Source organism: Streptomyces sp. NPDC107500, assembly GCF_055582785.1.
This window is the reverse complement of the sequence record NZ_JBVJPF010000001.1, coordinates 975,681-1,001,591: the sequence shown is the minus strand read 5'-3', so window position 1 is coordinate 1,001,591 and position 25,911 is coordinate 975,681. Positions and strand designations below refer to the sequence as shown.

Genomic DNA, 25,911 nt, shown 5'->3' with positions numbered 1-25,911 from the left:
GCGTGGCGGTACGGGTGACAGGGCGGCGTTCCGGATTCCGGTGCCGCGGCGGGTCAGACCCGGGTGATGGAGGAGACCGGCATCATGCCGACCGGGTCGTAGCGCACCGGCGCGCCGGGGTAGGGCGCGTGGATCACCTGGCCGTTTCCGGCGTACATGCCGATGTGGCTGGCGTCGTCGCGGTAGGCGACGAGGTCGCCGGGCCGGGCCTCGGAGAGGGAGACCCGCTGACCGCTGCCGGACTGCGCCTGCGAGGTGCGCGGCAGGCCGACCCCGGCCTGGGCGTAGGCCCACTGGGTCAGGCCGGAGCAGTCGAAGCCGGAGGGGCCGTTGGCGCCCCACACGTACGGCTTGCCGAGGGCGGCGCGGGCGGCGGCGAACGCGGCGCCCGCGCGGCCGGAGGCGGGGCCCCCGGCGCCGGTGAGCGCGGTCAGGTCGGCGCGGCCGGAGCGGGAGCCGCGCTCGTAGCCCGCGCGCTCGCCGTCCGGGAGGGAGTTGACCAGCGCGCGCGCCTTGGCGAGCTTGCGTTCCACGGTCTTCTTGTGGGCGGCGACGGCCTTGCGGCCCTTCTCCAGCTCGGCGAGCTTCTCGGCGGCCTCGGTGCGGTCCTGGGCGAGGTCGCGCATGGCCTGCTGGAGTTCCCGCAGCTCACCCGCGTGACGGCTGGAGATCCGGTCGAGGACGGAGGCCCGCTCCAGGTATTCGTCCGGGTTCGCGGAGAGCAGCAGGGCCAGCGAGGGGTCGATGCCGCCCGAGCGGTACTGGGCGCCGGCCAGCGAACCGAGCGCGTCGCGCATGGAGTTGATCCGCTCCTGCTGCCGGGCGATCGAGTCCTGCGCGGTGCCGACCTCCTTCTGCAGGGCGTCGGTGCGCGCGTCGGCCTTGTTGTAGGCCTCGGTCGCCTGCTCCGCCTCGGTGTGCAGGCGGTCCACCTCCGCCCGCCGGTCGTCCTGCGGGGCGGCCGGGGCCGCGGGCGCGGCGGTGGCCGGTACGGCGCCCAGGACTGCGGCGGCGACGGAGAGCAGGCCGACGGCGGCGGCCGAGCCGCGGTCGAACCCGGACGGTGCAAGGCGGCGATGGGACCCCACGGGAAGCCGCACTCCTTCCGCTGGCGGACGGGGAAACGCGGCAGACAGTAACCCCGTGACGGGGTACCGGCCAACGACCTCCGGGCGCCGCGCACGGCGGCCCCCCGCCGCTGACGCAGGTCACCGGCGGGGCGGGGGTCCACAGGCCGTGCCGTGATTCGCCCGAACGGGCGGCATGGCGAGGGTGGTTCAGGGGTGGCGCGTGCTCCGGGTCAGACCCGCACGCCGAACATGAACGGACCGCCGATGGTGCTCATCGACTCGTAGCGCACGACCGTGCCGGTACGCGGCGCGTGCAGGACCTGGCCGTTGCCGGCGTAGAGGCCGACGTGGTGCAGGTCGTTGAAGAAGAAGACGAGGTCGCCGACCTGGAGCTGGCTCATCGAGGAGATCCGGGTACCCGCGCCGGTCTGCGCCTCGGAGGTGCGCGGGATGCCGACGCCGGCCTGGGCGTAGGCCCAGGAGGTCAGGCCCGAGCAGTCGAAGGAGGACGGGCCGGTGGCGCCGTAGACGTACGGCGTGCCTATCTTGCTCTGGGCGGCGGCGAAGGCGGCGGCGGCCCGGCCGGAGGCGGGGGTCCCGTTGCCGGAGAGGACCTCGCGCTCGCTGCTGCGGGTGGCGCGCTGCTCCTCGGCGGCGAGCGCGGCCTTCTCCTTGGCGGTGAGCGTGTTGAGCAGCTTCTGCGCGGAGGAGAGCTTGCCCTGGACTTCCTTCTTCTTGTTGCCCAGTTCGGTGCGGGTGGCGGAGAGGTCCTTGAGCTTCTCGGACGCCTCGGAGCGCTGCTGGGCGAGGTCGCGCTGCTTGCCCTGGATCTTCTTCAGCGCCTCGACCTGCTGACCGCTGAGCTGGTCGAGGGTGGAGGCCTTGTCCAGGTAGTTGTCCGGGTCGGCGGAGAGGAAGAGCTGGAGGGAGGGGTCGATGCCGCCGGAGCGGTACTGGGCGCTGGCCATCGAACCGAGGCCGTCGCGCAGCTCGTTGAGCTCCTCCTGGCCGCGGGCGACGTTGTCCTGGATGGTGGAGATCTCCTTCTGGAGCTTCTCCTGCTTCTCCTTGGCGCCGTTGTACTTCTCGGTGGCCTTCTCGGCCTCCTCGTAGAGCTTGTCGACCTTGGCCTTGACCTCGTCCTTGCTCGGCTTCTCGCTCGGCGCGGCGTTGGCGGCCTGCGAGCTGAGAGCGACAGCGGCGGCGGCAGCGGTGGTGAGCACGGTCACGCGCGTGCGGCTCGGCTGCTTGGGACGACGGTGGGACGCCACGGAGACGAGCTCCTTCTTGAGAGGGATCACCCGTTCGAGGGTTCGAGGGCTGACCCTAGTGACCCACTCGTGATCAGTTCAAATCCTCCGCCGAAAAATCCTGGTTACGCACCGCGTTCTTCGTCACAACTCACCTGCAGTGACGCCCACCTGACACTACGTTGCGTGACAGTTCCGTCAATTCAGGCATAGGGCGCCTACGTTGCGGTTGGTGCGGATGTGAATGAGCGGCTAGGAAAGCCGCTTGAGGAGCACCACGGACGCCACCGGGCGTGCGCCGGCGCGCGCCACGCCGTCGGCCACCTCGCGGTCGGTCGAGACGACGATGACGGGCCGTCCCGGCGGCTCGGCGCGCACCAGTTGGCGGATCAGCTCGTCGGCGGTGACGCCGGGCTTGGAGAAGAGCACCCGCACGCCGCGCGGCGGCGCGAGCAGCACCGGCGCCGCCAGTTCGGCCCCGTCGAAGACGCAGGTCATCTCGGCGCCGGTCTGGGCGGCGAGCTGGGAGAGCTGCCCCAGCAGCCTGAGCCGCTGCTTCTCCAGCGGCATCTGCGGATAGCCGGTCTTGGTGACGTTGTAGCCGTCGACGACCAGGTGGGCCTGGGGCAGGGCGAGCAACTGGTCGAGAATGGCGGGGTCGTTCTCGGACAGGGCGCGCGCGGCGATGTCCTTCGGCGTCATCCGCCCGGGTTCGACCGCGTCCACGGTCTCGGCGGGCCGCACGGACACCGGAGGCAGCGCCAGCTCCCTGCGCAGCCCCTGAGTGGCGTCCAGCAGGGTGTCCAGGAGCAGCCGGACGCGCATGTCCTCGACGCTGCGCCCCTCGCGGGCCGCCTTGCGGGTGGCCTCCAGGGCCGCCTCCGCCTCCGCGAGGCGGGTCTTGAGCCGCCGGGACTCGCTCTCGGCGGCGGACACCTGGGTCTGGCCCTCGGTGCGGACGGTGTCCATCTCGGCCTGCACCTTGCGCAGCGCGGCCTCACCGCGCTTGACGTCGCTGAGGGCCGAGCGCAGCTTGCGGTGGAGCGCCTCGGTCTCCTTCTTGGCCGACTCCAGCTCGGCGCGCAGCCGCTCGGTCTCCGTCCGGGTGTGCTCCCGGGCCCGGGCCAGGTCCTCGTGCAGCCGCTCCAGCTCGGCGCGGCTCTCCTCGTCGGCGCGCTCGGCGTCCGCGCGCTGCGCCTCCTCGCCGGCGGCGGTCACCAGCTTCACCCAGCCGTGCGGGCGCAGCACGTAGGCCGCGGCGGCCACGTCGAGCGGGTCGGCGGCGGGCGGCGGGGAGCCGGCGTCCAGGGCGTCTGCCAGCTCCGGCTGGGCGTCGCGGAACTTCTCACCGATGCGCTGGCGGAACAGCGGGTCGCTCTCCACGGCGGCGGCCATGGCGTTGCCGGCGAACTTGGCCCTGCGGTTGGGGGCGAACCTGGCGTACTGCCTCAGCTGGGCGGGCAGCTCGGCGAGGGTGAGTCCGCCGAAGCCGTCGGACACGATCTGCACCACTCTGCGGCGCACGCCGTCGGGCAGCGGGCGGTCGAGCACCTCGGCGGCGCCGTCGCCCGGCTCCCCGTCGTGTGTCTCCACCATCCGTCATCCCCATGTCTCAGGGCGGTCCCGGCCGGGGACCGCCTCGTGCGGGAACCGCTCCGCTCAGGAGGCGGCGCCCGGCCTGTCCACGAGTTCCACCTGGTCCACGGCGTTGCACCAGCGGCACCGCACCGACTCGACGGTCTCGCTGAGCACCTCGCGCTCCTCGACCTTCGGCTCGCCGGCCAGGTCGAGGTGGACGTACTCGACGACCTTCGAGGCCCGGGTCACGTCGAATCGGGTCAGGTTGCCGCACAGGGTGCAGCGCCACCGTGTCGTGTCCGTCGGCAGGGGAACCGTCATCGTGGCTGTTCGCTCTCTTCCAGTGTCGGTGACGCGCCGGGCTCTCCCGGTGCGTGTGGCTCGTAACCCTACGGCCTGGCGGGTACCCGACGCCCGCGTGTCCACGGCGGCGAGGCGGTATGGGCGGTTGCGGTCCGTTACGTCATGCTCTGTGTCCATGATCGGTAACTGGAGCAGGACGGCCCTAGGGACGGCTCGAACGCTCGGCACGGCCCTCACGCCACGGGGCCGCACGGCGCCGGTGACGTACACGCTGATCACGCTCTGCTGCGTACTGTTCCTGGTCAGCCCGGCGGCAGGCCTCAATCCGGGGTACGGCACCGGGGAGGAGCTGCTGGCCGCTCAGCGCGCGTACTTCCGGCGCTGGGGCGTGATCCCCGCAGAACTGTTCGAGGGCTCCCCCGGTTCCGCGCTCACCCCCGCCACGGCGCTGTTCGTCCACGGCAGCTGGGTGCATCTGCTCGGCAACATGCTCTTCCTGTACGTCTTCGGCGCGATGACCGAGGAGCGCATGGGCCGGTTCCAGTTCGCCCTGTTCTACCTCGGCTGCGGCTACCTGGCGCTGCTCGGCTACGCGGGCGCGAACGCCCACTCCCTTCAGTCCCTGGTCGGCGCCTCCGGGGCGATCTCCGCGATTCTCGGTGCGTTCCTGTTCCTCTTCCCCCGCGCCCGGGTGACCAGCCTCCTGCCCTTCCTCTTCTTCCTGCCCCTGCGCTTCCCGGCCTGGCTGGTCCTCCCCTTCTGGGCCGCCCTCCAGTGGATGGCGGCGGGCCGGGCGGGCGACGGCCCGGGGGTGGCCTACCTCGCCCACCTGGTGGGCTTCGGCCTGGGCTTCACTTTCGCGTGGGTGCGGTTCGGGCGTACGACTAGAGTGAAGAGCGTTCCAGTGGCGGCCCCCGAGGGAGAGAACCAGCCGTGATCAGCGCGATCGTGCTCATCAAGACCAGCGTGGACCGGATTCCCGAGATCGCGGAGCAGATCGCCGCGCTGGAGAGCGTCAGCGAGGTCTTCTCCGTCACCGGCACCTACGACCTGATCGCCATGGTGCGGGTGAGCCGGCACGAGGACCTGGCCGACGTCATCCCGGGCCGGATCAGCAAGATCCCGGGCGTGGAGGGCACCGACACCCACGTCGCGTTCCGGACGTACTCGCAGCACGACCTGGAGGCGGCGTTCGCCATCGGGCTCGACAGCTGAGCCGACGCTCCGCGGGCCGTCGCGGATGAAGGGTTCTTCATGCGGGACTCATCACAACCACCGGGTACCGGGCGCAGCATCGGACGTATGGTCTTCTCCCGCCGGATGGCGGCACTCGCCGCCGTCGTCCTGATTCCACTCGGTATCGCCGCGACCAGTTTCGCCCTCACCGACAGTCCTCAGGAGCCCAGGGTCCCGGCCAAGGTGGAGCTGGAGAGCGGCTCCCCCAGCCCGGCACCGGCCTCCTCCTCGCCCGACCCCACGCCCAGCGACCAGGTGGTGACCCGGCCGCCGGTGACGGACGGCCCTTCGGATGACGACGATGACGACGACCGGGGCAGGGACGGCGGGGACGACGGAGCCGGGGACGACGGAGCCGACGGCTGACCGTGAACGCCGACGGATCTCGGCCCGGGTCCGCATCCTGCTCTGGCTGCTGCTCGTGATGGCCGTCGCGCTCGCCTCGGTGGCGGCGACCACCCGCTCGATCCTGCTCCGCGACACCGACCAGCGGATCAACGGCCTGCTCGCGCAGGAGGCGGGCGAGTTCGCCAACTTCGAGGAGCAGGGGTTCGACCCGGAGACCGGCCGCCCCTTCACCGACCCGGGCCGGCTGCTGCGGGTCTTCCTGGAGCGCCAGTACGCCGACCTGGACGAGGAACTGGTCGGCCTGGTGGGCGAGGTGGGCAGCAGGCCCACCCAGATCATCCAGCAGCGCGAGATCCCGGTCGACCGCCCCCTGCACGAGGACGCCGACGCCCGGCGCCGCATCCACGCCTCGCCCGACTCCACCGGCACCCTGGAGCGGCCCGAGGGCGAGATCCGCTGGGCCAAGGTCACCGTGGCCCGCTACGGCGGTGAACCGGCGGCCGCCTTCGTGGTCGCCTTCCACCCGGGGCGCGAACAGGCCCGCGCGGACGAGGTGTTCCGCGTCCTGCTCGCCATCTCGGGCGTCGCCCTGCTGATGACGACGGGCATCGCCTGGGTGGTCGCCGGCCGCATCCTCAAACCGGTGCGGCTCGTGCGCGCCACGGCCGCGCAGCTCACCGAGCAGGACCTGACCCGGCGTATCCCGGTGCACGGCCACGACGACGTCGCCGCCCTGGCCGAGACCTTCAACGCCATGCTGGACCGGCTGGAGCGCGCCTTCGCCACCCAGCGCCGGTTCGTCGACGACGCGGGCCACGAACTGCGCACCCCCATCACCATCGTGCGCGGCCACCTGGAACTGATGGGCGACGAGCCCGCCGAGCGCGAGGAGACCGTCCGGCTCGTCACCGACGAACTGGACCGGATGAGCCGCATCGTCGAGGACCTGCTGCTGCTCGCCAAGGCCGAACGCCCCGACTTCGTCACCCCCGAGCCGGTGCAGCTGGCCGAACTCACCGCCGACGTCTTCGTCAAGGCCCGCACCCTCGGCGACCGCGACTGGGTGCTGGCGGAGGTCGCCGACCGGGAGGCCCGGCTCGACCCCCAGCGGATCACGCAGGCCATGGTGCAGCTCGCCCAGAACGCGGTGCAGCACACCACCACCGGCCAGACCATCCGCATCGGCTCCCGCGCCGACGGCACCCGCGTCGAGCTGTACGTCGCCGACTCCGGCCCCGGGGTCCAGGCGCAGGACGCCGAGGTGATCTTCGAGCGGTTCCGGCGCGGCACGGCCCGGCGCGGGGTGCGCGGCACGGGCGCCGGGCTCGGACTGTCGATCGTCCGGGCGATCGCCGAGGGCCACGGCGGCCGGGTCGACCTGCGCGCCGCGGAAGGCGGCGGCGCCATCTTCGTACTGACACTGGAATGACTCCGGGAGAGGCACGCCCATGAACCGCATCCTCATCGTCGAGGACGAGGAGCGCATCGCCTCCTTCGTCGAGAAGGGCCTGCGCGCCAACGGCTTCACCACCACCGCCGTCGGCGACGGCGAGGCCGCCTACGAGTACGCCCTCACCGGCGGCTTCGACCTGGTCGTGCTGGACATCGGGCTGCCCGGCCGGGACGGCTTCACGGTCCTGCGCGAGCTGCGCGAGGCCCGGGTGACGACCCCGGTCATCGTGCTGACCGCCCGGGACTCGGTCCGGGACACGGTGGCCGGCCTGGAGGGCGGCGCCGACGACTGGATGACCAAGCCGTTCCGCTTCGAGGAACTGCTCGCCCGGGTGCGGCTGCGGCTGCGCACGGCGGCCCGCGCGCCCGAGGTGACGGTGCTGAAGTCGGGGGCGCTCAGCCTTGATCTGCGCACCCGCAGGGCCCGCTCCCAGGGGCGCACGGTCGACCTGACGGCCCGTGAGTTCGTGCTCCTTGAGCTGTTCCTGCGCCATCCGGGGCAGGTACTGTCCCGCGAGCAGATCCTGTCGCACGTGTGGGGCTACGACTTCGACCCGGGCTCCAACATCGTGGACGTCTACGTGCGGGCGCTGCGCAAGAAGCTCGGGGCGCAGCAGGTGGAGACCGTGCGCGGGATGGGGTACCGGCTGCCGGCCTGGTGAAGTTCCCTTCATGTGACGCTCATCGACGGCTCACCGCACCCGTGAACCCTCGATGACGTGACGTTGAACCTCCGCCTCGCGGCGGCCCTGTGCGTGGCGCTGTCCCTGTGCGCGCTGCTGGCGGTCCCCGCCAACTTCCCCGCCCTGGGCGGCGACGCGCGGCTCACCCTGGCCGTGTTCGCGCTGGCGACCTGTGCCTGGATCGGCACGCCGATCGACGACACGTACATCGCGCTGGGCGCCGGGCTCGCGCTGACCGCGACCGGAGTGATCAGCAGCGACACCCTCTTCGGCGCCCTCGGGGACGCCACGGTGTGGCTGCTGATCTGCGCCTTCGTGCTGGCGGCGGCGGTGGCCCGGACCGGGCTCGCCGGCCGGGCGGCGGCGTTCCTGGTCGGCGGGGCGCGCACCGTACGGCAGTTGACGCACCTGACGACGGCCGCGCTGGTCGTGACCGCGTTCGCGGTGCCGGCCACGTCGGGCCGGGCGGCGCTCGCGCTGCCGGTGTTCCTGGCGCTCGCCAAGGCCCTCGCGGACCGGAAGCGGCTGGTGGTGATGCTGGCGCTGCTGTTCCCGACGGTGATCCTGCTGTCGGCGGTCGCCACCCTGATCGGCGCGGGCGCGCACCTGATCACCGTGTCGGTGCTGTGGGAGGCGACCGGGGAGCGGATCGGCTTCACCCAGTGGCTGCTGCTGGGGCTGCCGCTGGCGGTGGCGTCCTCCCATCTGGCCGCCGAGACCGTCCTGCTGACCACCACGCGCCGCGCTGACCGGCAGGGCCCGGTCCACATCACCGCCGAGGAGATACAGCGGCACAGCGAGAGCCCGGTCACCGGCCCCTGGACGCAGGCGGAGAAGCGCTGCGCCCTGCTGCTGGCCACGGTGGTGGCGCTGTGGTGCAGCGAGCCCCTGCACCAGGTGTCGCCCGCCGTGGTGGCGCTGATCGGGGCGGTCGTCGCCTCCTCCCCCGCGCTGGGCACCGTACGGCTCAAGGACGCGCTGAAGACGGTGCCCTGGTCGCTGCTGCTGTTCATGGCGGCGACCATGGCGATGGGCGTGGCGCTCGCGGACTCCGGGGCGGCGAAGTGGCTGGTGTCGGGGCTGCCCGCGCACGTGGCGCCGGCCGTCTTCCTCGGGGTCGTGGTCGCGGTGAGCACGGCGGCCCACCTGGTCCTCCAGTCCCGTTCGGCCCGCTCGTCCGTGCTGGTCCCGCTGGTGATCGCCGCGGCCGTGGGAGCGGGCGTCAACCCGGTCGCGGCGGCGCTCGCGTCCACCGCCGCGGCCGGCTTCTGCCACACGCTGCCGGCCTCCGCCAAGCCGGTCACGCTCTTCTCCGACATCCCCGGCACCCCCACCTACACCCCGCGCGACCTGCTGCGGCTGTCCGCCGTCCTGGCCCCGCTGACCGCGCTGCTCGTGCTGTTCTTCGCCGCCGCCGTCTGGCCGCTGCTCGGCGTGCCCGTCACCCGATGAAGGAGTCCGCCATGTCCGCCACGTTCGCCCTGTCCTCAGCGCCCTCACCCCCCTCCCTGCTGGGCCGCGTCGCCGTCGCCCCCAGCGGCTTCAAGGAGTCCCTGTCCGCGCAGGCCGCCGCCGACGCCATCGCGGCCGGTGTCCGCCGGGTGCTGCCGGCCGCCGAGATCGACCGGATCCCGCTGGTCGACGGCGGTGAGGGCACGGCCGTGGCGCTGGCCGCCGCGACCGGTGGGCGGCTGGTCGCGCTGGCCGCCACCGGCCCGGTCGGCGAGCCCGTCGGCACCCACTTCGCGCTGCTCGGCGGCCGGGACACGGCGGTCGTGGAGATGGCCGCGGTCGCGGGTCTGTCCCTGGTCCCCCGTGCCCTGCGCGACCCCGGCGCGACGACCACGTACGGCGTCGGCGAGCTGATCGGTGCCGCGCTCGACACCGGGGTGCGGCGGATCCTGGTCGGCTGCGGCGACTCCGGTACGTCGGACGGGGGCGCGGGGGCGCTCCAGGCGCTCGGGGCGCGGCTGCTGGACGCGGACGGCTTCGAACTGCCGCCCGGCGGGGGCGAGCTGGTCCGCCTGGCCCGCGTCGACGCGTCCGGCCTGGACACCCGCCTGAAGAACACCGAGCTGCTCGTCGCCTGCAACCCGTACAACGTGCTGTGCGGCGAGCGGGGCGTGGCCCGGGTGTTCGGCCCGCAGAAGGGGGCGACGCCCGTGCAGGTGGAGCAGTTGTCGGCCGGGCTGGAGAACTGGGCGCGCGTCCTCACCCGCGACCTCGGGGTCGTCGGCACGGACCTGCGGGGCGGCCCCGGCACCGGTGCCTCCGGCGGACTCGGCGCCGGGCTGGCCGCGGTCGGCGCCCGGCTGCTGCCGCGTTTCGACGTGCTGCTCGACCACCTGGACCTGGACGCCCGCCTCGCCCGTGCCGACCTGGTGCTCACCGCCGAGGGCGCCCTGGACCACCAGACGCCGCGCGGCAAGGTGCCGGCGGAGGTGGCCCGGCGCGCCAAGCTCCACGGCCGTCCGGTCCTCGCCCTGGCCGGCACGCTCGGCGAGGGCGCGCACGACGTGCCGGGGGTGGACGCCTGCCACGGGATCATGCCGGCCCCGATGGCGCTGGCGGACGCGCTGTCGCGCGCCGCCGAGCTGCTGACGGACGCCACGGAGCGGGCGCTGCGGATGGTCCTGCTGGGGTCGCGGCTGCCGGGCCGGCCGGCTCAGGCGGCGGAGGTGTCGGGCACGCAGCGCCCGTCCTCGGTGCGGTAGCTCCACCGGGCGCCGTCGCTGACCAGTTCCTTGACGGCGTGCACGAACCGCTCGACGTGCTCGTCCGGGGTGCCGGCGCCGAAGCTCACGCGGATGGCGTTGAGGGACTTCTCCCCCGGCGCCGCCTCCGGGGCACCGCACTCGCCCTGTGCCCCGGGCTCGCCGCCGAGCAGGGTGCGCACCAGCGGGTGGGCGCAGAACAGGCCGTCGCGCACCCCGATGCCGTACTCGGCGGAGAGCGCGGCCGCGAAGTGGGAGCTGTTCCAGCCGTCGACGACGAAGGAGAGCACGCCCACGCGGGGCGCGTCGTCGCCGAAGAGGGAGAGGACCCGCACCTCGGGCACCTCGGCGAGGCCCTCCCGCACCTTGGCGATCAGGTACTCCTCGCGGGCGACCAGCGAGTCGAACCCGGCCTCGGTGAGCGCCTTGCAGGCGGAGGCGATCGAGTAGGCGCCGATGACGTTGGGCGAACCGGCCTCGTGCCGGGCGGCGCTCTCGTGCCAGCGCACGTCCACACCACCGTCGGCGCGCCGGGTGACGCTGCGGCTGGCGCCGCCGCCGGCGAGGTACGGCTCGGCCTCGCGCAGCCAGTCGGCCCGGCCGGCCAGCACGCCGGAGCCGAACGGGGCGTACAGCTTGTGCCCGGAGAAGGCGACCCAGTCGACGTCGAGGTCGCGGACGCTCACCGGGTGGTGCGGGGCGAGCTGGGCGGCGTCCAGCACGATCCGGGCGCCGTGCGCGTGCGCGGCGGCGGCCAGTTCACGCACCGGCCACAGCTCGCCGGTGACGTTGGAGGCGCCGGTGACGCAGACCAGGGCGGGCCCGTACGGCTCGCGGGCGGCGAGGGCGCGCTCCAGGGTCTCGACGGCCTCGGCGTGGGTGCGGGGCGCGTCGAGGTAGGTCACGTCCGCGTCCCGCCAGGGCAGCAGCGAGGCGTGGTGCTCGGTCTCGAAGACGAAGACCCGGCAGCCGGCGGGCAGCGCGCCGGCCAGCAGGTTCAGGGAGTCGGTGGTGGACCGGGTGAACACGACCTGGTCGTCCTCCCGGCAGCCGAGGAACCCGGCGACGGTGTCGCGGGCGTTCTCGAACAGGTCGGTCGACAGCTGCGACAGGTACCCGGCCCCGCGGTGCACGCTGCCGTAGTACGGGGCGTAGGCCGCCACGTCGTCCCAGACCCGCTGGAGCGCGGGGGCGCTGGCGGCGTAGTCGAGCGCGGCGTAGGTGACCTCGCCGCCGGTGACGAGCGGGACGGTGACGTCGCGGCCCAGGACGGGCAGCGGAGTGGCGACAGCGGTGGGTACGGACATGGCGGACTCCCGTGAGGACCAGCGCGAAGCAGGGCGCTGTGAAGAGAAGAAGAGGGTGTGCGGAGGCGGGGCTCTGCGGCCCTATCGCATTCGCTGGTTCACGGGAGACTCCCTCGGAGGACCCAGGACCCCTGGTTTCGCGAGGGGTCCGCGCTTGCCGTGGACCTTGCTGTCCACGACCTGGTCTTCACCCGGGGCACCCCGCCACGGACGGAGGGTTGCCGGACAGTCGGCCGGGGCCTCATGACTGTCACTCATGACCTGTCGAAAAACCTATGGGAAGTGATCGGCGTCCCGCAACCCGAGTCCGGATCGCGGGACGCACGTCACACGGTGGTGCCTACGCGTTGCTGGCGGCCACCCAGCGGTCCAGGACGCGCTTGGCGGCGCCCGAGTCGATCGCCTCGGCCGCGCGGTCCATGCCGGCCCGGATGCGCTCCGGCAGGGGTCCCTCGCCGCCCTCCAGGGCGACCAGGGCGGCCGCGGAGTTCAGCAGCACGGCGTCCCGCACGGGGCCCGTCTCGCCGTTCAGCAGGCGCCGGGCGACGTCGGCGTTGTAGGAGGCGTCGGCGCCGCGCAGGGCCTCGACCGGCACCAGTTCGAGACCGACGTCCCGCGGGTCGAAGGTCTCCTCGGTCACCCGGCCGTCGCGCACGACCCAGACGCGGGAGGTGGCGGTCGTGGTCAGCTCGTCGAGGCCGTCGTCGCCCCGGAAGACCAGGGACGAGTGGCCGCGCTCGGCGAAGACACCGGCGATGATCGGGGCCATCCGGGCGTGGGCGACGCCGATCGCCTGGGCCTTGACCTTCGCGGGGTTGGTCAGCGGACCGAGGAAGTTGAACACCGTGCGGATGCCGAGCTGGCCGCGCGCCGAGGCCACGTGGCGCAGTGCCGGGTGGAACTTCACGGCGAAGCAGAAGGTGATGCCGGCCTCGTCGGCGACCTCCGCCACCCGCTGCGGCGTCAGCTCCAGATTGACGCCGAGCTTCTCCAGGACGTCGGAGGCACCGGACGCGGAGGAGGCGGCGCGGTTGCCGTGCTTGACGACCTTCGCGCCGGTGCCGGCCACGACGATCGCCGACATGGTGGAGATGTTGACCGTCTTGGCGCCGTCGCCGCCGGTCCCGACGATGTCGACGGTCTCGCCCGGCACCTCGATGACGTTGGCGTGCGCGTACATGGTGCGGACCAGGCCGGAGATCTCCTCCACGGTCTCGCCCTTGAACCTCAGGCCCACCGCGAGGCCGGCGATCTGCGCGTCGGTCGCCTCGCCGCGCATGATCACGTCCAGTGCCCACGCGGTGTCGTCCTGGGACAGGTCGTGGCCGTCCAGCAGCCGGTTCAGCAGGGCGGGCCAGGAGCGGCCGCCCGCGGTGTCGCCTCCAGCGGGGGTCACAGCGCTCATGGCCGCTCCTGATGGTCGTAGGTCGTGGAGAAGGAGTGTGGTCCCACCCTATCCAGCCCCGGGCACGGCGAAGGGCCCCGTCCGCGGAACGGACGGGGCCCTTCGACCGTGGTGTGGCGACGCAGGAGGGTCAGTGGTGGCCGTGGCCGCTCGTGATCTCCTTGTACTCCTCGACGGTCGGCTTCGGAATCTGCGACTCCTCGCCGTAGTACGACTCGCTCAGCTTGGCGCGGAGCTTCTCGCCGCGGGACACCTTGCGCTCGACGCCGTTCTCGTCGACCGTCGGACCGATCTCGGCCGGCTTGTACTGCTCGTGCGCGGTGAGGGTGTGCAGCTGCTCCTGGCTGAGCGGCTCGTGCACCTCGATGAACTCACCGTGCGGCAGGCGCTTGATGATGCCCGACTCGCGGCCGTGCAGCACCTTCTCCTTGTCCCGGCGCTGGAGGCCGAGGCAGATCCGCTTGGTGGCGATGAACGCGAGGACCGGCCCGACGAAGAACGCGATGCGGACGAACCAGGTGATCGCGTTGATCGACAGGTGGAAGTGGGTGGCCCACAGGTCGTTGCCGCCACCGATCAGCAGCACGAAGTACACCGTCATCCAGGCGACGCCGAAGGCGGTGCGCGTCGGGGCGTTGCGCGGGCGGTCCAGGATGTGGTGCTCGCGCTTGTCCCCGGTGACCCAGGACTCGATGAACGGGTAGACCGCGATCGCGACCAGCACCAGCGGGAAGATCAGCAGCGGGATGAACACGCCCAGGGCGAGTGTGTGACCCCAGAAGTTGATCTCCCAGCCCGGCATCACGCGGATCAGGCCCTCGGAGAAGCCCATGTACCAGTCGGGCTGTGCGCCGGTGGAGACCTGGTCCGGCCGGTAGGGGCCGATGGCCCAGATCGGGTTGATCGTGGCGATGGCCGAGACGGCGGCGATCACACCGAAGACCAGGAAGAAGAAGCCTCCGGCCTTCGCCATGTACACCGGCAGCAGCGGCATGCCGACGACGTTCTTGTTGGTCTTGCCGGGACCCGCGAACTGCGTGTGCTTGTGGTAGAAGACCAGGATCAGGTGGCCGACCACCAGGCCGAGCATGATGCCCGGCAGCAGCAGGATGTGGATCGAGTAGAACCGGGCCACGAAGTCGTGTCCGGGGAACTCCCCGCCGAACAGGAAGAACGAGATGTACGTGCCGACGATCGGCACGGACAGGATCGCGCCCTCCATGAAGCGGATACCGGTGCCGGAGAGCAGGTCGTCCGGGAGCGAGTAACCGGTGAAGCCGGTGAACATGCCGAGGACGAGCAGCAGGAAGCCGAACAGCCAGTTGATCTCACGCGGCTTGCGGAACGCGCCGGTGAAGAAGACGCGCATCATGTGCACGAACATGCCGGCCAGGAAGATCAGCGCCGCCCAGTGGTGGATCTGCCGGATGAGCAGACCACCGCGGACGTCGAAGCTGATGTCCAGCGTGGAGGCGTACGCCTCACTCATCAGCTGGCCCTGGAGGGGCACGTACGAGCCGTGGTACGTGACCTCGTTCATCGACGGGTGGAAGAACAGCGTCAGGTACACACCCGTGAGGATGATGATGATGAAGCTGTAGAGGCAGATCTCACCCAGCATGAACGACCAGTGGTCGGGGAAGATCTTGCGCATGTTGGCCTTGGCCAGGGAGTAGATCCCCAGCCGGCCGTCGGCCCAGTCGGCGACGCGCTCGCCGGCCGGTGCCTTCCCGCGAGAGCGCGGGGCTTCGTTGGGTGTAGTACTCATCCGCGCTCCCAGAAGGAAGGACCGACGGGCTCGTCGAAGTCGCCGAGCGCTTCGAGGTACCCCTCGTCGTTCACGCCGATGCGCAGCTGCGGCAGGGCGTGACCTGCGGGACCGAAGATCACCCGGGCACCGTCGGCAAGGTCGAAGGTGGACTGGTGGCAGGGGCAGAGCGCGTGGTGCGTCTGCTGCTCGTACAGGGAGATCGGGCAACCGACGTGGGTGCAGATCTTCGAGTACGCCACGATGCCCTCGTGCGACCACTCGAGCTCGCGCTTGTCCTTGATGGCGTCCGGCTCCAGCCGGATGATCATCAGGGCCGCCTTGGCGATCTCGTTCATGAACCCCTCGTCGTGCTCCTCCAGGCCCTCGGGCTTGGCGAAGGTGAGGGAGCCCACCGCGACGTCGGCGGGACGCAGCGGCTCGTTGGTGTTCATGTTGACGAGCAGCTTGCCCTTGGACCACATGGTGTGGCGGAGGCTGGTGCCGGGCAGCGGGCCGAGGTCGCGCAGCAGGACGACGCCGGAGAGCGGCACCAGGGTGAGCGCGCCCAGCATCGTGTTGCGGATCAGCTTGCGGCGCCCGATCACGGACTCCTTGGCGCCCTGCTTGAAGTCCGCGTGGACCTTGGCACGGGTCTCGGTGTCGGCCTCGATCGCGTGCCGCTCGTCGGCGACCTCCTCGTCGGACATCAGGGTGCGGGCCCAGTGGACCGCGCCCGCGCCGATGGCGAACAGCGCGACGCCGAGCGTCATGCCGAGCGCGAAGTTCAGCGCGCTGATGTGACCGAGCGGCCAGATGTAGACCGACTTGTCGACCGGGATCGCCACGAACGAGGCGATGAAGCCGACGGTGGCCAGCATCGACACCGTGAACAGCAGGGCGACCGTGCGCTCGGACCGCTTGGCGGCCCGCTCGTCGATGTCCTGGATCCGGTGCTCGTGGGGCGGCAGCCCCGGGTCGGCGAACGGGTTCTCCTCGTCCGCGACCTTCACCGCGCCGTGCGCGTGGCCCTGCTCAGCGGGCAGGTTCTCTTCTGGAATGTCTTGGCTACTCATGACTTCTTGGCCTTTGCGGTCCGAGCGGCGACCCAGACGGCGACCGCGATCAGCGCGCCCAGTCCGAAGACCCACGCGAACAGACCCTCACTGACCGGACCCAGTCCACCGAGGCTGAGACCACCGGGCTCGACGGTGTCGTCACCGTTGACCGCGTCCAGGTAGGCGATGATGTCCTTCTTGTTCTGCTCCGACAGCGTGGTGTCGGGGAAGGAGGGCATGTTCTGCGGGCCGGTCTGCATGGCCTCGTAGATGTGCTTGGGGTCCACACCCTCGAGGGTCGGCGCGTACTTGCCGTGCGTCAGGGCGCCGCCCTTGCCGGTGAAGTTGTGGCACTGCGCGCAGTTGGTGCGGAACAGCTCGCCACCCTTGGCGATGTCCGCGCCCTCCGGGCCGTACTTCTCCTCCGAGGGGACGGCGGGACCGGCACCCAGCGAGGCGATGTAGGCCGCGAGCTGGTCGATCTCCGCCTGGGAGTAGATGACCTTCTTCTTCGGGACCTGCGCGCCGGGCTGCTGGGCCGGCATGCGGCCGGTGCCGACCTGGAAGTCGACGGCGGCGGCGCCCACGCCCACCAGGCTCGGGCCGTCGGTGGTGCCCTGCCCTCCGGTGCCGTGGCAACTGGCACAGCCGACGGCGTAGAGCTTCTTGCCCTCGTCGATGGCGAGGGACTGGGCGGTTTCATCGGCCTGCGCCTTGCTCGCGGGTGCGAACGCGGCGTACAGCCCCCCTGTGCATGCCAGCGCGAGGAGTAGGACGACGAGCGCCGCCAGCGGATGGCGTCGTCGTGCGGAGAGCTTTTTCACGGATTACCCCGGTGTCAGGATCTTCTGCGTCGATGCTTCTGGTATTGCGCGGGTGCGTGCCGCGACTACTTGATCATGTAGATCGTGGCGAAGAGGCCGATCCAGACGACATCGACGAAGTGCCAGTAATAGGACACGACGATGGCCGCGGTCGCCTGCTCGTGGGTGAACCTCCGGGCCGCGTAGGTGCGGCCGAGGACCAGCAGGAAGGCGATGAGGCCGCCCGTCACGTGCAGTCCGTGGAAGCCGGTGGTCAGGTAGAACGCCGAGCCGTACGGGTCGGACGAGAGCGAGAGACCCTCGTGCTTGACCAGCTCGGTGTACTCGAACACCTGACCGCCGATGAAGATCGCACCCATCACGAAGGTGACGATGAACCACATCCGGAGCTTCTTCACGTCACCGCGCTCGGCCGCGAACACGCCGAGCTGGCAGGTGAGGGAGGAGAGCACCAGGATCGTGGTGTTCGTCGCGGAGAACGGGAAGTTCAGCGCGTCGGCCTTCTCGGACCAGAAGTCCGGGCCGGTCACCGATCGCAGGGTGAAGTACATCGCGAAGAGGGCCGCGAAGAACATCAGCTCGGAACTCAACCAGATGATGGTTCCGACGCTGGTGAGGTTCGGCCGGTTGACCGACGGGTGCGCGTGCCCGGTTTCTACTGTCGTTGCTGTCGCCACGACCGACATTATGTCGGTCGCTTATCCCGCCCTCACCCCGGGGGGTGCCGTTCGGAGTGTCCGCCCCGTCTGTACTGCCCGTATGGCCCATCGAACGGCCCGTCGAAGGCGTGTCCCAACCGGTGTTGACGAGGTGTTCAAGGGAGTAGCATCCGGCCCAACGGGCTACGACAGCCACGACAGCCTTACCGGTCTTCACCGCGTATCGGAGGAAGCATGCAGGCGACCGCCACGGTGCTGGTCTACAGCGACGACTCCAACACCCGCGAACAGGTGCGGCTCGCGACCGGCCGCCGGCCGGCTCCGGACGTCCCCGTCGTCGAGTTCGTGGAGTGCGCCACCCCGGCCGCCGTGATCAAGGAGCTGGACAAGGGCGGGATCGACGTCTGCGTGCTGGACGGGGAGGCCGTTCCCATGGGCGGCATGGGGGTCTGCCGCCAGATCAAGGACGAGGTCTTCATGTGCCCGCCGGTGCTGCTGCTGATCGCGCGGCCGCAGGACGCGTGGCTGGCCACGTGGAGCCGGGCGGAGGCCGCTGTGACGCTGCCGGTGGAGCCTGTGGAGTTCGCGGGTGCGCTGGCCGCGCTGTTGCGGGAGAAGAGGCTGCAGGGCGTTTAGGGCGCCCCAGGGGGTGGGGGCGGGGTTGTGTGGCGGGTGCGGCGCCGTTGTGGCTTGTCGCGCCCACGCGGCGGAGCCGCACATCGACACGGCCCCGCGCCCCTAGGTGGGTCAAACCACTGTCGGGCGTAGGCGTGCCGTCTCCTGGTTGTTCGAGGCGGTTCCCGTGCCGCCCGTCAGGGCGCTGCCCGTGCGCCACTTGTTCCAGTCCAGGTTCCAGTCGCCGAAGCCGTTGCCGAAGGGCTCCATCGTCTCGCCGCCGGAGTTGACCACCTCCACGAGGTCGCCCTCCTGGACGGCCTTGAAGAACCACTCCGCGTTGGCGGTGCTCATGCCGACGCAGCCGTGACTGACGTTGGCCGAGCCCTGGGAGCCCACCGACCAGGGGGCGGCGTGCACGTACTCACCGCTCCAGGTGACGCGGGTGGCGAAGTGGACGGGCAGGTCGTACGACTCCGAGGAGCCCTCGGCGATGCCCACGGTCGTGCTGCGCATGCGTACGAAGGCTTCCTTGCCGAGGACGACCTTGACGCCGTTGCGGGTGTCGAAGCCGGGCTTGCCGGTGGTGACCGGGATCTGCTTGATCTCCTTGCCGTCCTGGAAGACGGTCAGCGTGTGTGCGGCGGCGTCGGTGACGGCCACCACCCGGTCGTCCGTGGTGATCTTCAAGGGCTTGGCGGCGCCGCCCCACATCCGGTCGCCGACCTTGATGCCGTCGAGGGTGCTGCGGACCTCGATGGTCGCGTGCGCGGGCCAGAACTCCTTCGGGCGGTAGTGGAGCTTCTTGTCGTCCACCCAGTGCCAGGCGCCCTCCACCGCGGGCGTGGAGTCCACCTTCAGCGCACGCTCCACTATGGCCCGCTGCGCCTTGTCCCGGACCGGCTGGCTCAGCTCCGCGGTGACGGGCTGGCCGACCCCGTACGCGCCCGCCTTGGGCCCGAAGGTGATGCCCAGGGTCTTCTTGGCGCCGGGCTTGCCCGTCTCGAAGGTGAGCACCTTGCGGCCGGGCGCCCCGTCGCCGTCCTCGGTGCTGACCCGCACCGTGTAGCTGGCGTTGGCGGCCAGCGGTGAGGTGCTGTGCCAGCGGGCGCCGTCGGCGGACAGCTCGCCGGCGACGTAGCGGCCGGACGCGTCCATGGCCGTGACGTCCGTGATGCGCCCGTCGGCGCCCTCGGCGACGACCTCCAGGGGTTTGTCCGGGTCGGCCTTCTTCCCGGCGTCCTTGGGGCCGTTGAAGGAGATCTGGCCGGCCGCGTCGTAGGGCGAGGCCGACAGCGGGTTGTCGTCGTCCGTGCAGGCGGTGACGCCCGCGCCGAGGGCCATCACCAGCAGGGTGCAGCCGACGACCGTACGCCCCCGCGCCTGGAAGTGAACCGTGTCGCTCATGACCTCACGCTAGGGAGCCACGTCAAGGACGGCACGGTGGGTAATCCGGACGAGTGAAAGGCGTACGGCATACGAAGGGCCCGGACGCTCCTGACGGAGTGTCCGGGCCCTTCTGTGCTCAGCGCGTGCTACTGGGTGCGGTTCTCACCGCGGTAGTACTCGAAGACCCAGCCGAACAGGCCGACCAGGATCACCGGTGCCGAGAAGTACATGATCCACCAGCCGACGGCCACGCCCAGGAAGGCGAGCGCACCGCCGAGACCGAGCGCGAGCGGCTGCCAGCTGTGCGGGCTGAAGAACCCGACCTCGCCGGCGTCGTCCGCGACGTCCGCCTCCTTGTTGTCCTGCGCACCGACGTCGACCCGCTTGGCCGTGAAGGCCAGGTAGAAGCCGATCATGATGGACAGGCCGAAGGCCAGGAAGAGCGCCGTGGTGCCGGCCGGCTCCTTGGACCAGTAGCCGTAGACCACCGCCACGACGAGGATGAAGACGCTCAACCAGATGAACATCTTGCCCTGGATCTTCACTTCCCGGCCTCCTTGCCGCCGGCGAGGGTCTTCTCCCCGTGACCGACGTTCTCCAGCTGGTCGATCGCCGAGATCTCGGGGTGGTGCAGGTCGAACGCCGGGGATTCGCTGCGGATGCGCGGCAGGGTGAGGAAGTTGTGCCGCGGCGGCGGGCAGGAGGTCGCCCACTCCAGCGAACGCCCGTAGCCCCACGGGTCGTCCACCTCGACCGGCTTGCCGTACTTGGCCGTCTTCCAGATGTTGTAGAAGAACGGCAGGATCGACGCGCCGAGCAGGAACGAGCTGATCGTCGAGATCGTGTTCAGGGCGGTGAACCCGTCGGCCGCCAGGTAGTCCGCGTACCGGCGCGGCATGCCCTCGGCGCCCAGCCAGTGCTGGACCAGGAACGTGCCGTGGAAGCCGACGAACAGCGTCCAGAACGTGATCTTGCCCAGGCGCTCGTCCAGCATCTTGCCGGTGAACTTCGGCCACCAGAAGTGGAAGCCCGCGAACATCGCGAACACCACCGTGCCGAACACCACGTAGTGGAAGTGCGCCACCACGAAGTACGAGTCCGAGACGTGGAAGTCCAGCGGCGGCGAGGCCAGGATGACACCGGTCAGACCACCGAAGAGGAAGGTGATCAGGAAGCCGGTGGACCACAGCATCGGTGTCTCGAAGGACAGCGAGCCCTTCCACATGGTGCCGATCCAGTTGAAGAACTTCACACCGGTCGGGACCGCGATCAGGAAGGTCATGAAGGAGAAGAACGGCAATAGCACGCCGCCCGTGACGTACATGTGGTGCGCCCACACCGTCACCGACAGACCCGCGATCGCGATCGTCGCCGCGACCAGACCCGTGTAACCGAAGATCGGCTTGCGGGAGAAGACCGGGATGATCTCACTGACGATGCCGAAGAACGGCAGCGCGATGATGTACACCTCGGGATGGCCGAAGAACCAGAACAGGTGCTGCCACAGCAGCGCCCCGCCGTTGGCCGAGTCGAAGATGTGCGCGCCGAACTTGCGGTCCGCCTCCAGCGCGAACAGGGCCGCGGCCAGCACCGGGAAGGCCAGCAGGACCAGCACCGCGGTCAGCAGCACGTTCCAGGTGAAGATCGGCATCCGGAACATCGTCATGCCGGGCGCGCGCATGCAGATGATCGTGGTGATGAAGTTGACCGCGCCGAGGATGGTACCGAAGCCGGAGAAGGCCAGACCCATGATCCACAGGTCGCCGCCGATGCCGGGCGAGTGCACCGCGTCGGACAGCGGGGAGTACGCGAACCAGCCGAAGTCGGCCGCGCCCTGCGGGGTCAGGAACCCGCCCACCGCGATGGTCGAGCCGAACAGGTACAGCCAGTAGGCGAACATGTTCAGCCGCGGGAACGCCACGTCCGGCGCGCCGATCTGCAGCGGCATGATCCAGTTCGTGAAGCCGGCGAACAGCGGCGTCGCGAACATCAGCAGCATGATCGTGCCGTGCATCGTGAACGCCTGGTTGAACTGCTCGTTCGACATGATCTGCAGACCCGGCCGGGCCAGCTCGGCGCGCATGAAGAGCGCCATCACGCCGCCGATGCAGAAGAAGGCGAACGACGTCACCAGATACAGCGTGCCGATCGTCTTGTGGTCAGTGGTCGTCAGCCACTTGATCACGACGTTGCCGGGCTGCTTGCGCCGTACCGGCAGCTCGTTCTCGTACGAGTCCTCCGCTGCCGAGGCACCCTGGGGTTCGTTGAGGATGCTCACAGGTTGTTCGTCTCCCGGTTCTTCTCGTGGCTCGTCTGCGCGATGCCTGCGGGAACGTAACCGGTCTGCCCCTTCTTCACGAGGTCCTGGAGGTGCTGCTCGTAGCGCTCCGGGGAGACGACCTTCACGTTGAACAGCATCCGGGAGTGGTCCACGCCGCACAGCTCGGCGCACTTGCCGAGGAAGGTGCCCTCCTTGTTGGGGGTCACCTCGAAGGCGTTGGTGTGGCCCGGAATGACGTCCTGCTTCATGAGGAACGGCACCACCCAGAAGGAGTGGATGACGTCACGCGAGGTCAGGACGAAGCGAACCGTCTTGCCCTTGGGGAGCCAGAGGGTCGGACCGGGGTTGTCGGTCTGCGGGTTCCGCGTGCTCGGGGTACCGCAGTCGTAGGTGCCGCCGGCGTTGGCCGGGAAGTCCTCCTTGAACCGGTCCGGGATCGCGGACAGTTCCTCGGAGGTCTTGGCGTCACCGGAGGAACCGTTGACGCTCTCGACGTAGTTGAAGCACCAGCTCCACTGGAAGCCGACCACGTTGACCGTGACGTCGGGCTTCTTCTTGAGGCTCAGGAGCTCGGACTCGTCACGCGCGGTGAAGTAGAACAGCACCGAGACGATGACGAGCGGAACCATGGTGTACAGCGCCTCGATGGGCAGGTTGTACCTGGTCTGTGGAGGGACCTCGACCTTGGTGCGGCTGCGCCGGTGGAAGAACACACTCCACAGGATCAGGCCCCACACCAGCACGCCGGTGGCCAGCGCGGCAGCCCAGGAACCCTGCCAGAGGGAGAGGATCCGCGGAGCCTCTTCCGTGGTTGGGGTGGGCAAGCCGAGGCGGGGGAAGTCCTCGTATGTGCAACCTGTGGCGGTCGCCAGGACCAGGCCCGCGGTCAGTGCCTGCAGCAGCTTCCGCCGCATCGGGCGCCGCGGCGAGCGGTCGGAGCCGTTGGGACTCACGTAGCGCCTTCCCGAGAGTCTCGCCCGCGCTGTTCGGCTGCGGCCTTCTCGCTGGTCGGTCGCCGCCCTGCGTCGGGCAGGGGTTTGATGTTTATGCGGACCAAACCCTAGCCGACGCCCTCCGGGGGGTCGCGGGGAGGGTGGCATACGCGCCGGGGGTCACTCTTTAAGGGTGGGATGGGGCGCCTACGGGGGTGGCGGGCGGGGGTTGTCTCGCGGCTGACGGTTCGTCGTGGCTTGTCGCGCAGTTCCCCGCGCCCCTGGTGGGGCGCTGTCCCACCCGGCGTTCTAGCGTTGCCGTGTGGGCTACTTCGACGCTGCTTCCGCCGCTCCCCTCCATCCCGTCGCCCGGCAGGCGCTGCTGGCCTCTCTCGACGAGGGGTGGGCCGATCCCGCGCGCCTCTACCGGGAAGGGCGGCGGGCGCGGCTGCTGCTCGACGCCGCCCGGGAGGCCGCCGCCGAGGCGGTGGGGTGCCGGGCCGACGAGCTGGTGTTCACTCCTTCGGGGACGCGGGCGGTGCATTCAGGGGTGGCGGGTGCGCTCGCCGGGCGGCGGCGCGTCGGACGCCACCTGATCGTGTCTGCCGTCGAACACTCCTCCGTACTCCACGCGGCCGAGGAGCTGGAGCGTGACGGCGGGACCGTCACCCAGGTCCCCGTGGACCGCGCCGGCGCGGTGGACGCGGGTGCCTTCGCCGCGGCCCTCGGTGACGACACCGCGCTGGCCTGCCTCCAGTCGGCCAACCACGAGGTCGGCACCGAGCAGCCGGTGGCGCAGGTGGCGGAGGCCTGCCGGGCGGCGGGCGTGCCGCTGCTGGTGGACGCGGCCCAGTCGCTGGGCTGGGGCAAGGTGCAGGCCGACTGGTCGCTGCTCACGGCGAGCGCGCACAAGTGGGGCGGGCCGTCCGGGGTCGGGCTGCTGGCCGTGCGCAAGGGGGTGCGGTTCGCGCCGCAAGGGGCGGCGGACGAGCGGGAGTCGGGGCGGGCGCCCGGGTTCGAGAACCTGCCGGCGATCGTGGCCGCGGCGGCTTCGCTGCGTGCGGTGCGGGCCGAGGCCGCGCAGGAGGCGGCCCGGCTGCGGGAGCTGACGGAGCGGATCCGGGCGCGGGTGCCCGGCCTGGTCCCGGACGTCGAGGTGGTCGGCGACGCGGTGCGGCGGCTGCCCGGGATCGTCACCTTCTCGTGTCTCTATGTCGACGGGGAGACTCTGCTGCACGAGCTGGACCGGGCCGGCTTCTCCGTCTCGTCCGGGTCGTCCTGCACCAGCAGCACGCTGACGCCGAGCCACGTCCTCAAGGCGATGGGCGTGCTGACCGAGGGCAACGTCCGGGTGTCACTGCCCCCGGGGACGCCGGCCGAGGACGTGGAACGGTTCCTCGAAGTGCTGCCGGGCGCGGTGGCCGCGGTGCGGGAGAGGCTCGGCGCGCCGACGGCCGCGGAGTCCGCCCCGCAGACCGGGGCGGACCTCGTCGTGGACGCCATCGGCCGCCGCTGCCCGATCCCGGTCATCGAACTGGCCAAGGTCATCGGCGACGTCCCCGTCGGCGGGACGGTGCGCGTGCTCTCCGACGACGAGGCCGCCCGCCTGGACATCCCGGCGTGGTGCGAGATGCGGGGCCAGGAGTACGTGGGCGAGGAGCGGGAGGAAAGGGGAACGGCCTACTTGGTCCGCCGGATCACATAGGCCGCACCCGGCCGATCAGCCCAGCCGCCCCCGAACCTCGTCCGCGGCCTCGTCCCCGTACGCCTTGGTGAACCGCTCCATGAAGTGCCCCCGGCTCAGCTGGTACTCCTGCGTACCGACCGTCTCGATGACGAGGGTCGCCAGCATGCAGCCCACCTGCGCCGCCCGCTCCAGCGAGACCCCCCACGCCAGTCCCGCCATGAACCCGGCCCGGAAGGCGTCGCCGACCCCCGTCGGGTCGGCCTTGCGCTCCTCGTCGGGCACGCCGACCTCGATGGTCTCCTCGCCGACCCGCTCGATCCGCACGCCCCGCGCGCCGAGGGTGGTGACGCGGTGCCCCACGCGGCCGAGGATCTCCTCGTCGGTCCACCCGGTCTTGGTCTCGATGAGCCCCTTCTCGTACTCGTTGGAGAAGAGGTAGGTCGCCCCGTCCAGCAGTATCCGGATCTCGTCGCCGTTCATCCGGGCGATCTGCTGGGAGAAGTCCGCGGCGAAGGGGATGGACCGCGCGCGGCACTCCTCGGTGTGCCGGAGCATCGCCTCCGGGTCGTCGGCGCCGATGGAGACCAGGTCGAGGCCGCCCACGCGGTCGGCGACGGTCTTCAGCTCGATGAGGCGGGCCTCGCTCATCGCGCCCGTGTAGAAGGAGCCGATCTGGTTGTGGTCGGCGTCGGTGGTGCAGACGAAGCGGGCGGTGTGCAGGGTCTCGGAGATGCGCACCGAGCCGGTGTCGACGCCGTGCCGGTCGAGCCAGGCGCGGTACTCGGCGAAGTCCGAGCCCGCCGCGCCGACCAGGATCGGCCGGATGCCGAGCTGGCCCATGCCGAAGGCGATGTTCGCGGCGACGCCGCCCCGGCGTACGTCCAGCTGGTCGACCAGGAAGGAGAGCGAGACCGTGTGCAGCTGGTCCGCGACGAGCTGGTCGGAGAATCGGCCGGGGAAGGTCATGAGGTGGTCGGTGGCGATGGAGCCGGTGACTGCGATGCGCACGGCGTGGACTCTCTCCTGAGGGGAGGCGGGTTGACAGTTCACGCTACCCGGGACCGCCTCGCGATCGAAGCAGGCAAAACTACCCGGTAGTACAACTTTCTTCGCGGTCCGTGACGTGCCTACGGTTCTGTTATGACGAACCTGAGGACCGCCGACCCCGCCCCGGCCGACCTGGACGGCGACCTGGCGTCGCTGCGCGGTGACTGCGCCCGGATGACGCCGCGCTGGTCGGCCCCGGCTCACGTCGCCACCCGCCCGGTGCCCGTCTCGCTGCTCCACGGTGTACGGGTGCCGCAGACGTCGGCCCAGTTGCTGGAGGCGATGTCGGACTACGGCGACTGAGCCGTTCGGGCGACGCGCGCCGT

At 70.9% G+C, this 25,911-nt stretch carries 25 protein-coding genes and 1 riboswitch; of the genes, 10 read left to right on the top strand and 15 right to left on the bottom strand.

From position 1 onward, the window contains the following. Positions 1–53: 53 nt before the first annotated feature. The 4 genes from ACZ67M_RS04415 to ACZ67M_RS04400 form a co-directional block, all read right to left on the bottom strand. Positions 54–1,088 (bottom strand): C40 family peptidase, encoded by a 1,035-nt coding sequence (locus tag ACZ67M_RS04415; protein WP_392009117.1) that lies wholly within the window; start codon positions 1,086–1,088, stop codon positions 54–56. Positions 1,089–1,300: 212 nt separating this feature from the next. After that, a complete protein-coding gene (locus tag ACZ67M_RS04410) occupies positions 1,301–2,341 on the bottom strand; it encodes a C40 family peptidase (protein WP_361361607.1) in 1,041 nt (346 codons plus the stop codon). 231 nt (positions 2,342–2,572) lie between these two features. Then, positions 2,573–3,916, bottom strand: coding sequence for an NYN domain-containing protein (locus ACZ67M_RS04405; protein WP_361361609.1), 1,344 nt, complete (start codon positions 3,914–3,916; stop codon positions 2,573–2,575). A 63-nt stretch (positions 3,917–3,979) separates the two neighbouring features. Next, positions 3,980–4,219 (bottom strand): hypothetical protein, encoded by a 240-nt coding sequence (locus ACZ67M_RS04400; RefSeq protein WP_064727475.1) that lies wholly within the window; start codon positions 4,217–4,219, stop codon positions 3,980–3,982. A gap of 157 nt (positions 4,220–4,376) precedes the next feature. On the opposite strand from ACZ67M_RS04400, the gene ACZ67M_RS04395 reads away from it, so the two are divergent. From ACZ67M_RS04395 to ACZ67M_RS04365, 7 genes are all read left to right on the top strand, one after another. After that, entirely contained in the window at positions 4,377–5,138 is a 762-nt protein-coding gene (locus ACZ67M_RS04395) for a rhomboid family intramembrane serine protease (protein WP_361361611.1), read from the top strand. Then, positions 5,135–5,416 carry an Lrp/AsnC family transcriptional regulator gene (locus ACZ67M_RS04390; protein ID WP_122614980.1) on the top strand — a complete coding sequence of 94 codons (282 nt, stop codon included), beginning with the start codon at positions 5,135–5,137 and terminating at the stop codon, positions 5,414–5,416. Before ACZ67M_RS04395 ends, ACZ67M_RS04390 begins: the two co-directional genes overlap by 4 nt. 87 nt (positions 5,417–5,503) lie before the next feature. Then, the gene (locus ACZ67M_RS04385; RefSeq protein ID WP_125491482.1) at positions 5,504–5,803 is read left to right on the top strand and encodes a small secreted hydrophilic protein; all 300 of its coding nucleotides are present in this window, start codon (positions 5,504–5,506) and stop codon (positions 5,801–5,803) included. Continuing rightward, on the top strand, positions 5,739–7,214 hold the full coding sequence (locus ACZ67M_RS04380; RefSeq protein ID WP_469849509.1) for a sensor histidine kinase: 1,476 nt from the start codon (positions 5,739–5,741) through the stop codon (positions 7,212–7,214). The genes ACZ67M_RS04385 and ACZ67M_RS04380 overlap by 65 nt, the downstream gene beginning before the upstream one ends. Before the next feature lie 19 nt (positions 7,215–7,233). Then, entirely contained in the window at positions 7,234–7,899 is a 666-nt protein-coding gene (locus ACZ67M_RS04375; RefSeq protein ID WP_122614982.1) for a response regulator transcription factor, read from the top strand. 57 nt (positions 7,900–7,956) lie between these two features. After that, positions 7,957–9,372, top strand: coding sequence for an SLC13 family permease (locus tag ACZ67M_RS04370; protein WP_469849507.1), 1,416 nt, complete (start codon positions 7,957–7,959; stop codon positions 9,370–9,372). Positions 9,373–9,428: 56 nt separating this feature from the next. Further along, positions 9,429–10,634 carry a glycerate kinase gene (locus tag ACZ67M_RS04365; protein WP_469849740.1) on the top strand — a complete coding sequence of 402 codons (1,206 nt, stop codon included), beginning with the start codon at positions 9,429–9,431 and terminating at the stop codon, positions 10,632–10,634. Here ACZ67M_RS04365 and ACZ67M_RS04360 read toward each other — a convergent pair. The 6 genes from ACZ67M_RS04360 to ctaE all read right to left on the bottom strand — a co-directional run bounded on the left by ACZ67M_RS04360 (position 10,586) and on the right by ctaE (position 17,661). Further along, complete coding sequence (locus tag ACZ67M_RS04360) at positions 10,586–11,941, bottom strand: aminotransferase class V-fold PLP-dependent enzyme (RefSeq protein WP_469849506.1); 1,356 nt, start codon at positions 11,939–11,941, stop codon at positions 10,586–10,588. The genes ACZ67M_RS04365 and ACZ67M_RS04360 overlap by 49 nt on opposite strands. A 145-nt stretch (positions 11,942–12,086) precedes the next feature. Further along, positions 12,087–12,203, bottom strand: a riboswitch (SAM riboswitch). Positions 12,204–12,281: 78 nt separating this feature from the next. Further along, complete coding sequence (gene trpD / locus ACZ67M_RS04355) at positions 12,282–13,346, bottom strand: anthranilate phosphoribosyltransferase (RefSeq protein WP_361361621.1); 1,065 nt, start codon at positions 13,344–13,346, stop codon at positions 12,282–12,284. A gap of 130 nt (positions 13,347–13,476) precedes the next feature. Beyond that, positions 13,477–15,114, bottom strand: coding sequence for a cytochrome bc1 complex cytochrome b subunit (gene qcrB / locus ACZ67M_RS04350; RefSeq protein WP_122614986.1), 1,638 nt, complete (start codon positions 15,112–15,114; stop codon positions 13,477–13,479). Continuing rightward, positions 15,111–16,169 (bottom strand): cytochrome bc1 complex Rieske iron-sulfur subunit, encoded by a 1,059-nt coding sequence (gene qcrA / locus ACZ67M_RS04345; protein WP_122614987.1) that lies wholly within the window; start codon positions 16,167–16,169, stop codon positions 15,111–15,113. Before qcrA ends, qcrB begins: the two co-directional genes overlap by 4 nt. Next, a complete protein-coding gene (gene qcrC, locus ACZ67M_RS04340) occupies positions 16,166–16,975 on the bottom strand; it encodes a cytochrome bc1 complex diheme cytochrome c subunit (protein WP_064727485.1) in 810 nt (269 codons plus the stop codon). The genes qcrA and qcrC overlap by 4 nt, the downstream gene beginning before the upstream one ends. A 65-nt stretch (positions 16,976–17,040) precedes the next feature. Continuing rightward, complete coding sequence (gene ctaE, locus ACZ67M_RS04335) at positions 17,041–17,661, bottom strand: aa3-type cytochrome oxidase subunit III (protein WP_064727486.1); 621 nt, start codon at positions 17,659–17,661, stop codon at positions 17,041–17,043. Between the two features lie 207 nt (positions 17,662–17,868). Between ctaE and ACZ67M_RS04330 the strand changes: the two genes are divergently transcribed. Further along, positions 17,869–18,270, top strand: coding sequence for a response regulator (locus ACZ67M_RS04330; RefSeq protein ID WP_122614988.1), 402 nt, complete (start codon positions 17,869–17,871; stop codon positions 18,268–18,270). A gap of 111 nt (positions 18,271–18,381) precedes the next feature. Here ACZ67M_RS04330 and ACZ67M_RS04325 read toward each other — a convergent pair whose 3' ends face one another. From ACZ67M_RS04325 to ctaC, 4 genes are all read right to left on the bottom strand, one after another. Then, on the bottom strand, positions 18,382–19,656 hold the full coding sequence (locus ACZ67M_RS04325; protein ID WP_469849503.1) for a L,D-transpeptidase: 1,275 nt from the start codon (positions 19,654–19,656) through the stop codon (positions 18,382–18,384). A 128-nt stretch (positions 19,657–19,784) separates the two neighbouring features. Continuing rightward, positions 19,785–20,183: a cytochrome c oxidase subunit 4 gene (locus tag ACZ67M_RS04320; RefSeq protein ID WP_064727489.1), complete on the bottom strand. Its 399-nt coding sequence runs from the start codon at positions 20,181–20,183 to the stop codon at positions 19,785–19,787. Continuing rightward, positions 20,180–21,916 carry an aa3-type cytochrome oxidase subunit I gene (ctaD, locus tag ACZ67M_RS04315; RefSeq protein ID WP_376299491.1) on the bottom strand — a complete coding sequence of 579 codons (1,737 nt, stop codon included), beginning with the start codon at positions 21,914–21,916 and terminating at the stop codon, positions 20,180–20,182. Before ctaD ends, ACZ67M_RS04320 begins: the two co-directional genes overlap by 4 nt. After that, complete coding sequence (gene ctaC, locus ACZ67M_RS04310) at positions 21,913–22,872, bottom strand: aa3-type cytochrome oxidase subunit II (RefSeq protein WP_125491475.1); 960 nt, start codon at positions 22,870–22,872, stop codon at positions 21,913–21,915. Before ctaC ends, ctaD begins: the two co-directional genes overlap by 4 nt. A gap of 301 nt (positions 22,873–23,173) precedes the next feature. Here ctaC and ACZ67M_RS04305 point away from each other — a divergent pair, with 301 nt between their 5' ends. Beyond that, positions 23,174–24,556 (top strand): aminotransferase class V-fold PLP-dependent enzyme, encoded by a 1,383-nt coding sequence (locus tag ACZ67M_RS04305; protein ID WP_469849501.1) that lies wholly within the window; start codon positions 23,174–23,176, stop codon positions 24,554–24,556. A 15-nt stretch (positions 24,557–24,571) separates the two neighbouring features. Here ACZ67M_RS04305 and ACZ67M_RS04300 read toward each other — a convergent pair whose 3' ends face one another. Next, on the bottom strand, positions 24,572–25,546 hold the full coding sequence (locus ACZ67M_RS04300; RefSeq protein WP_361368527.1) for a carbohydrate kinase family protein: 975 nt from the start codon (positions 25,544–25,546) through the stop codon (positions 24,572–24,574). 132 nt (positions 25,547–25,678) lie between these two features. On the opposite strand from ACZ67M_RS04300, the gene ACZ67M_RS04295 reads away from it, so the two are divergent. Beyond that, positions 25,679–25,888 carry a hypothetical protein gene (locus ACZ67M_RS04295; RefSeq protein WP_352152982.1) on the top strand — a complete coding sequence of 70 codons (210 nt, stop codon included), beginning with the start codon at positions 25,679–25,681 and terminating at the stop codon, positions 25,886–25,888. Positions 25,889–25,911: the final 23 nt, after the last annotated feature.

Bases quoted from the DNA above. Each gene is read 5' to 3' on its own strand.
- ACZ67M_RS04400 (WP_064727475.1), bottom strand. From the start codon at position 4,219: ATGACGGTTCCCCTGCCGACGGACACGACACGGTGGCGCTGCACCCTG.
- ACZ67M_RS04325 (WP_469849503.1), bottom strand. From the start codon at position 19,656: ATGAGCGACACGGTTCACTTCCAGGCGCGGGGGCGTACGGTCGTCGGC.
- qcrB (WP_122614986.1), bottom strand. From the start codon at position 15,114: ATGAGTACTACACCCAACGAAGCCCCGCGCTCTCGCGGGAAGGCACCG.
- ACZ67M_RS04405 (WP_361361609.1), bottom strand. From the start codon at position 3,916: ATGGTGGAGACACACGACGGGGAGCCGGGCGACGGCGCCGCCGAGGTG.
- ACZ67M_RS04395 (WP_361361611.1), top strand. From the start codon at position 4,377: ATGATCGGTAACTGGAGCAGGACGGCCCTAGGGACGGCTCGAACGCTC.
- ctaE (WP_064727486.1), bottom strand. From the start codon at position 17,661: ATGTCGGTCGTGGCGACAGCAACGACAGTAGAAACCGGGCACGCGCAC.
- ACZ67M_RS04380 (WP_469849509.1), top strand. From the start codon at position 5,739: ATGACGACGACCGGGGCAGGGACGGCGGGGACGACGGAGCCGGGGACG.
- ACZ67M_RS04375 (WP_122614982.1), top strand. From the start codon at position 7,234: ATGAACCGCATCCTCATCGTCGAGGACGAGGAGCGCATCGCCTCCTTC.
- trpD (WP_361361621.1), bottom strand. From the start codon at position 13,346: ATGAGCGCTGTGACCCCCGCTGGAGGCGACACCGCGGGCGGCCGCTCC.
- ACZ67M_RS04295 (WP_352152982.1), top strand. From the start codon at position 25,679: ATGACGAACCTGAGGACCGCCGACCCCGCCCCGGCCGACCTGGACGGC.
- ACZ67M_RS04385 (WP_125491482.1), top strand. From the start codon at position 5,504: ATGGTCTTCTCCCGCCGGATGGCGGCACTCGCCGCCGTCGTCCTGATT.
- ACZ67M_RS04330 (WP_122614988.1), top strand. From the start codon at position 17,869: ATGCAGGCGACCGCCACGGTGCTGGTCTACAGCGACGACTCCAACACC.
- qcrA (WP_122614987.1), bottom strand. From the start codon at position 16,169: ATGAGTAGCCAAGACATTCCAGAAGAGAACCTGCCCGCTGAGCAGGGC.
- ACZ67M_RS04360 (WP_469849506.1), bottom strand. From the start codon at position 11,941: ATGTCCGTACCCACCGCTGTCGCCACTCCGCTGCCCGTCCTGGGCCGC.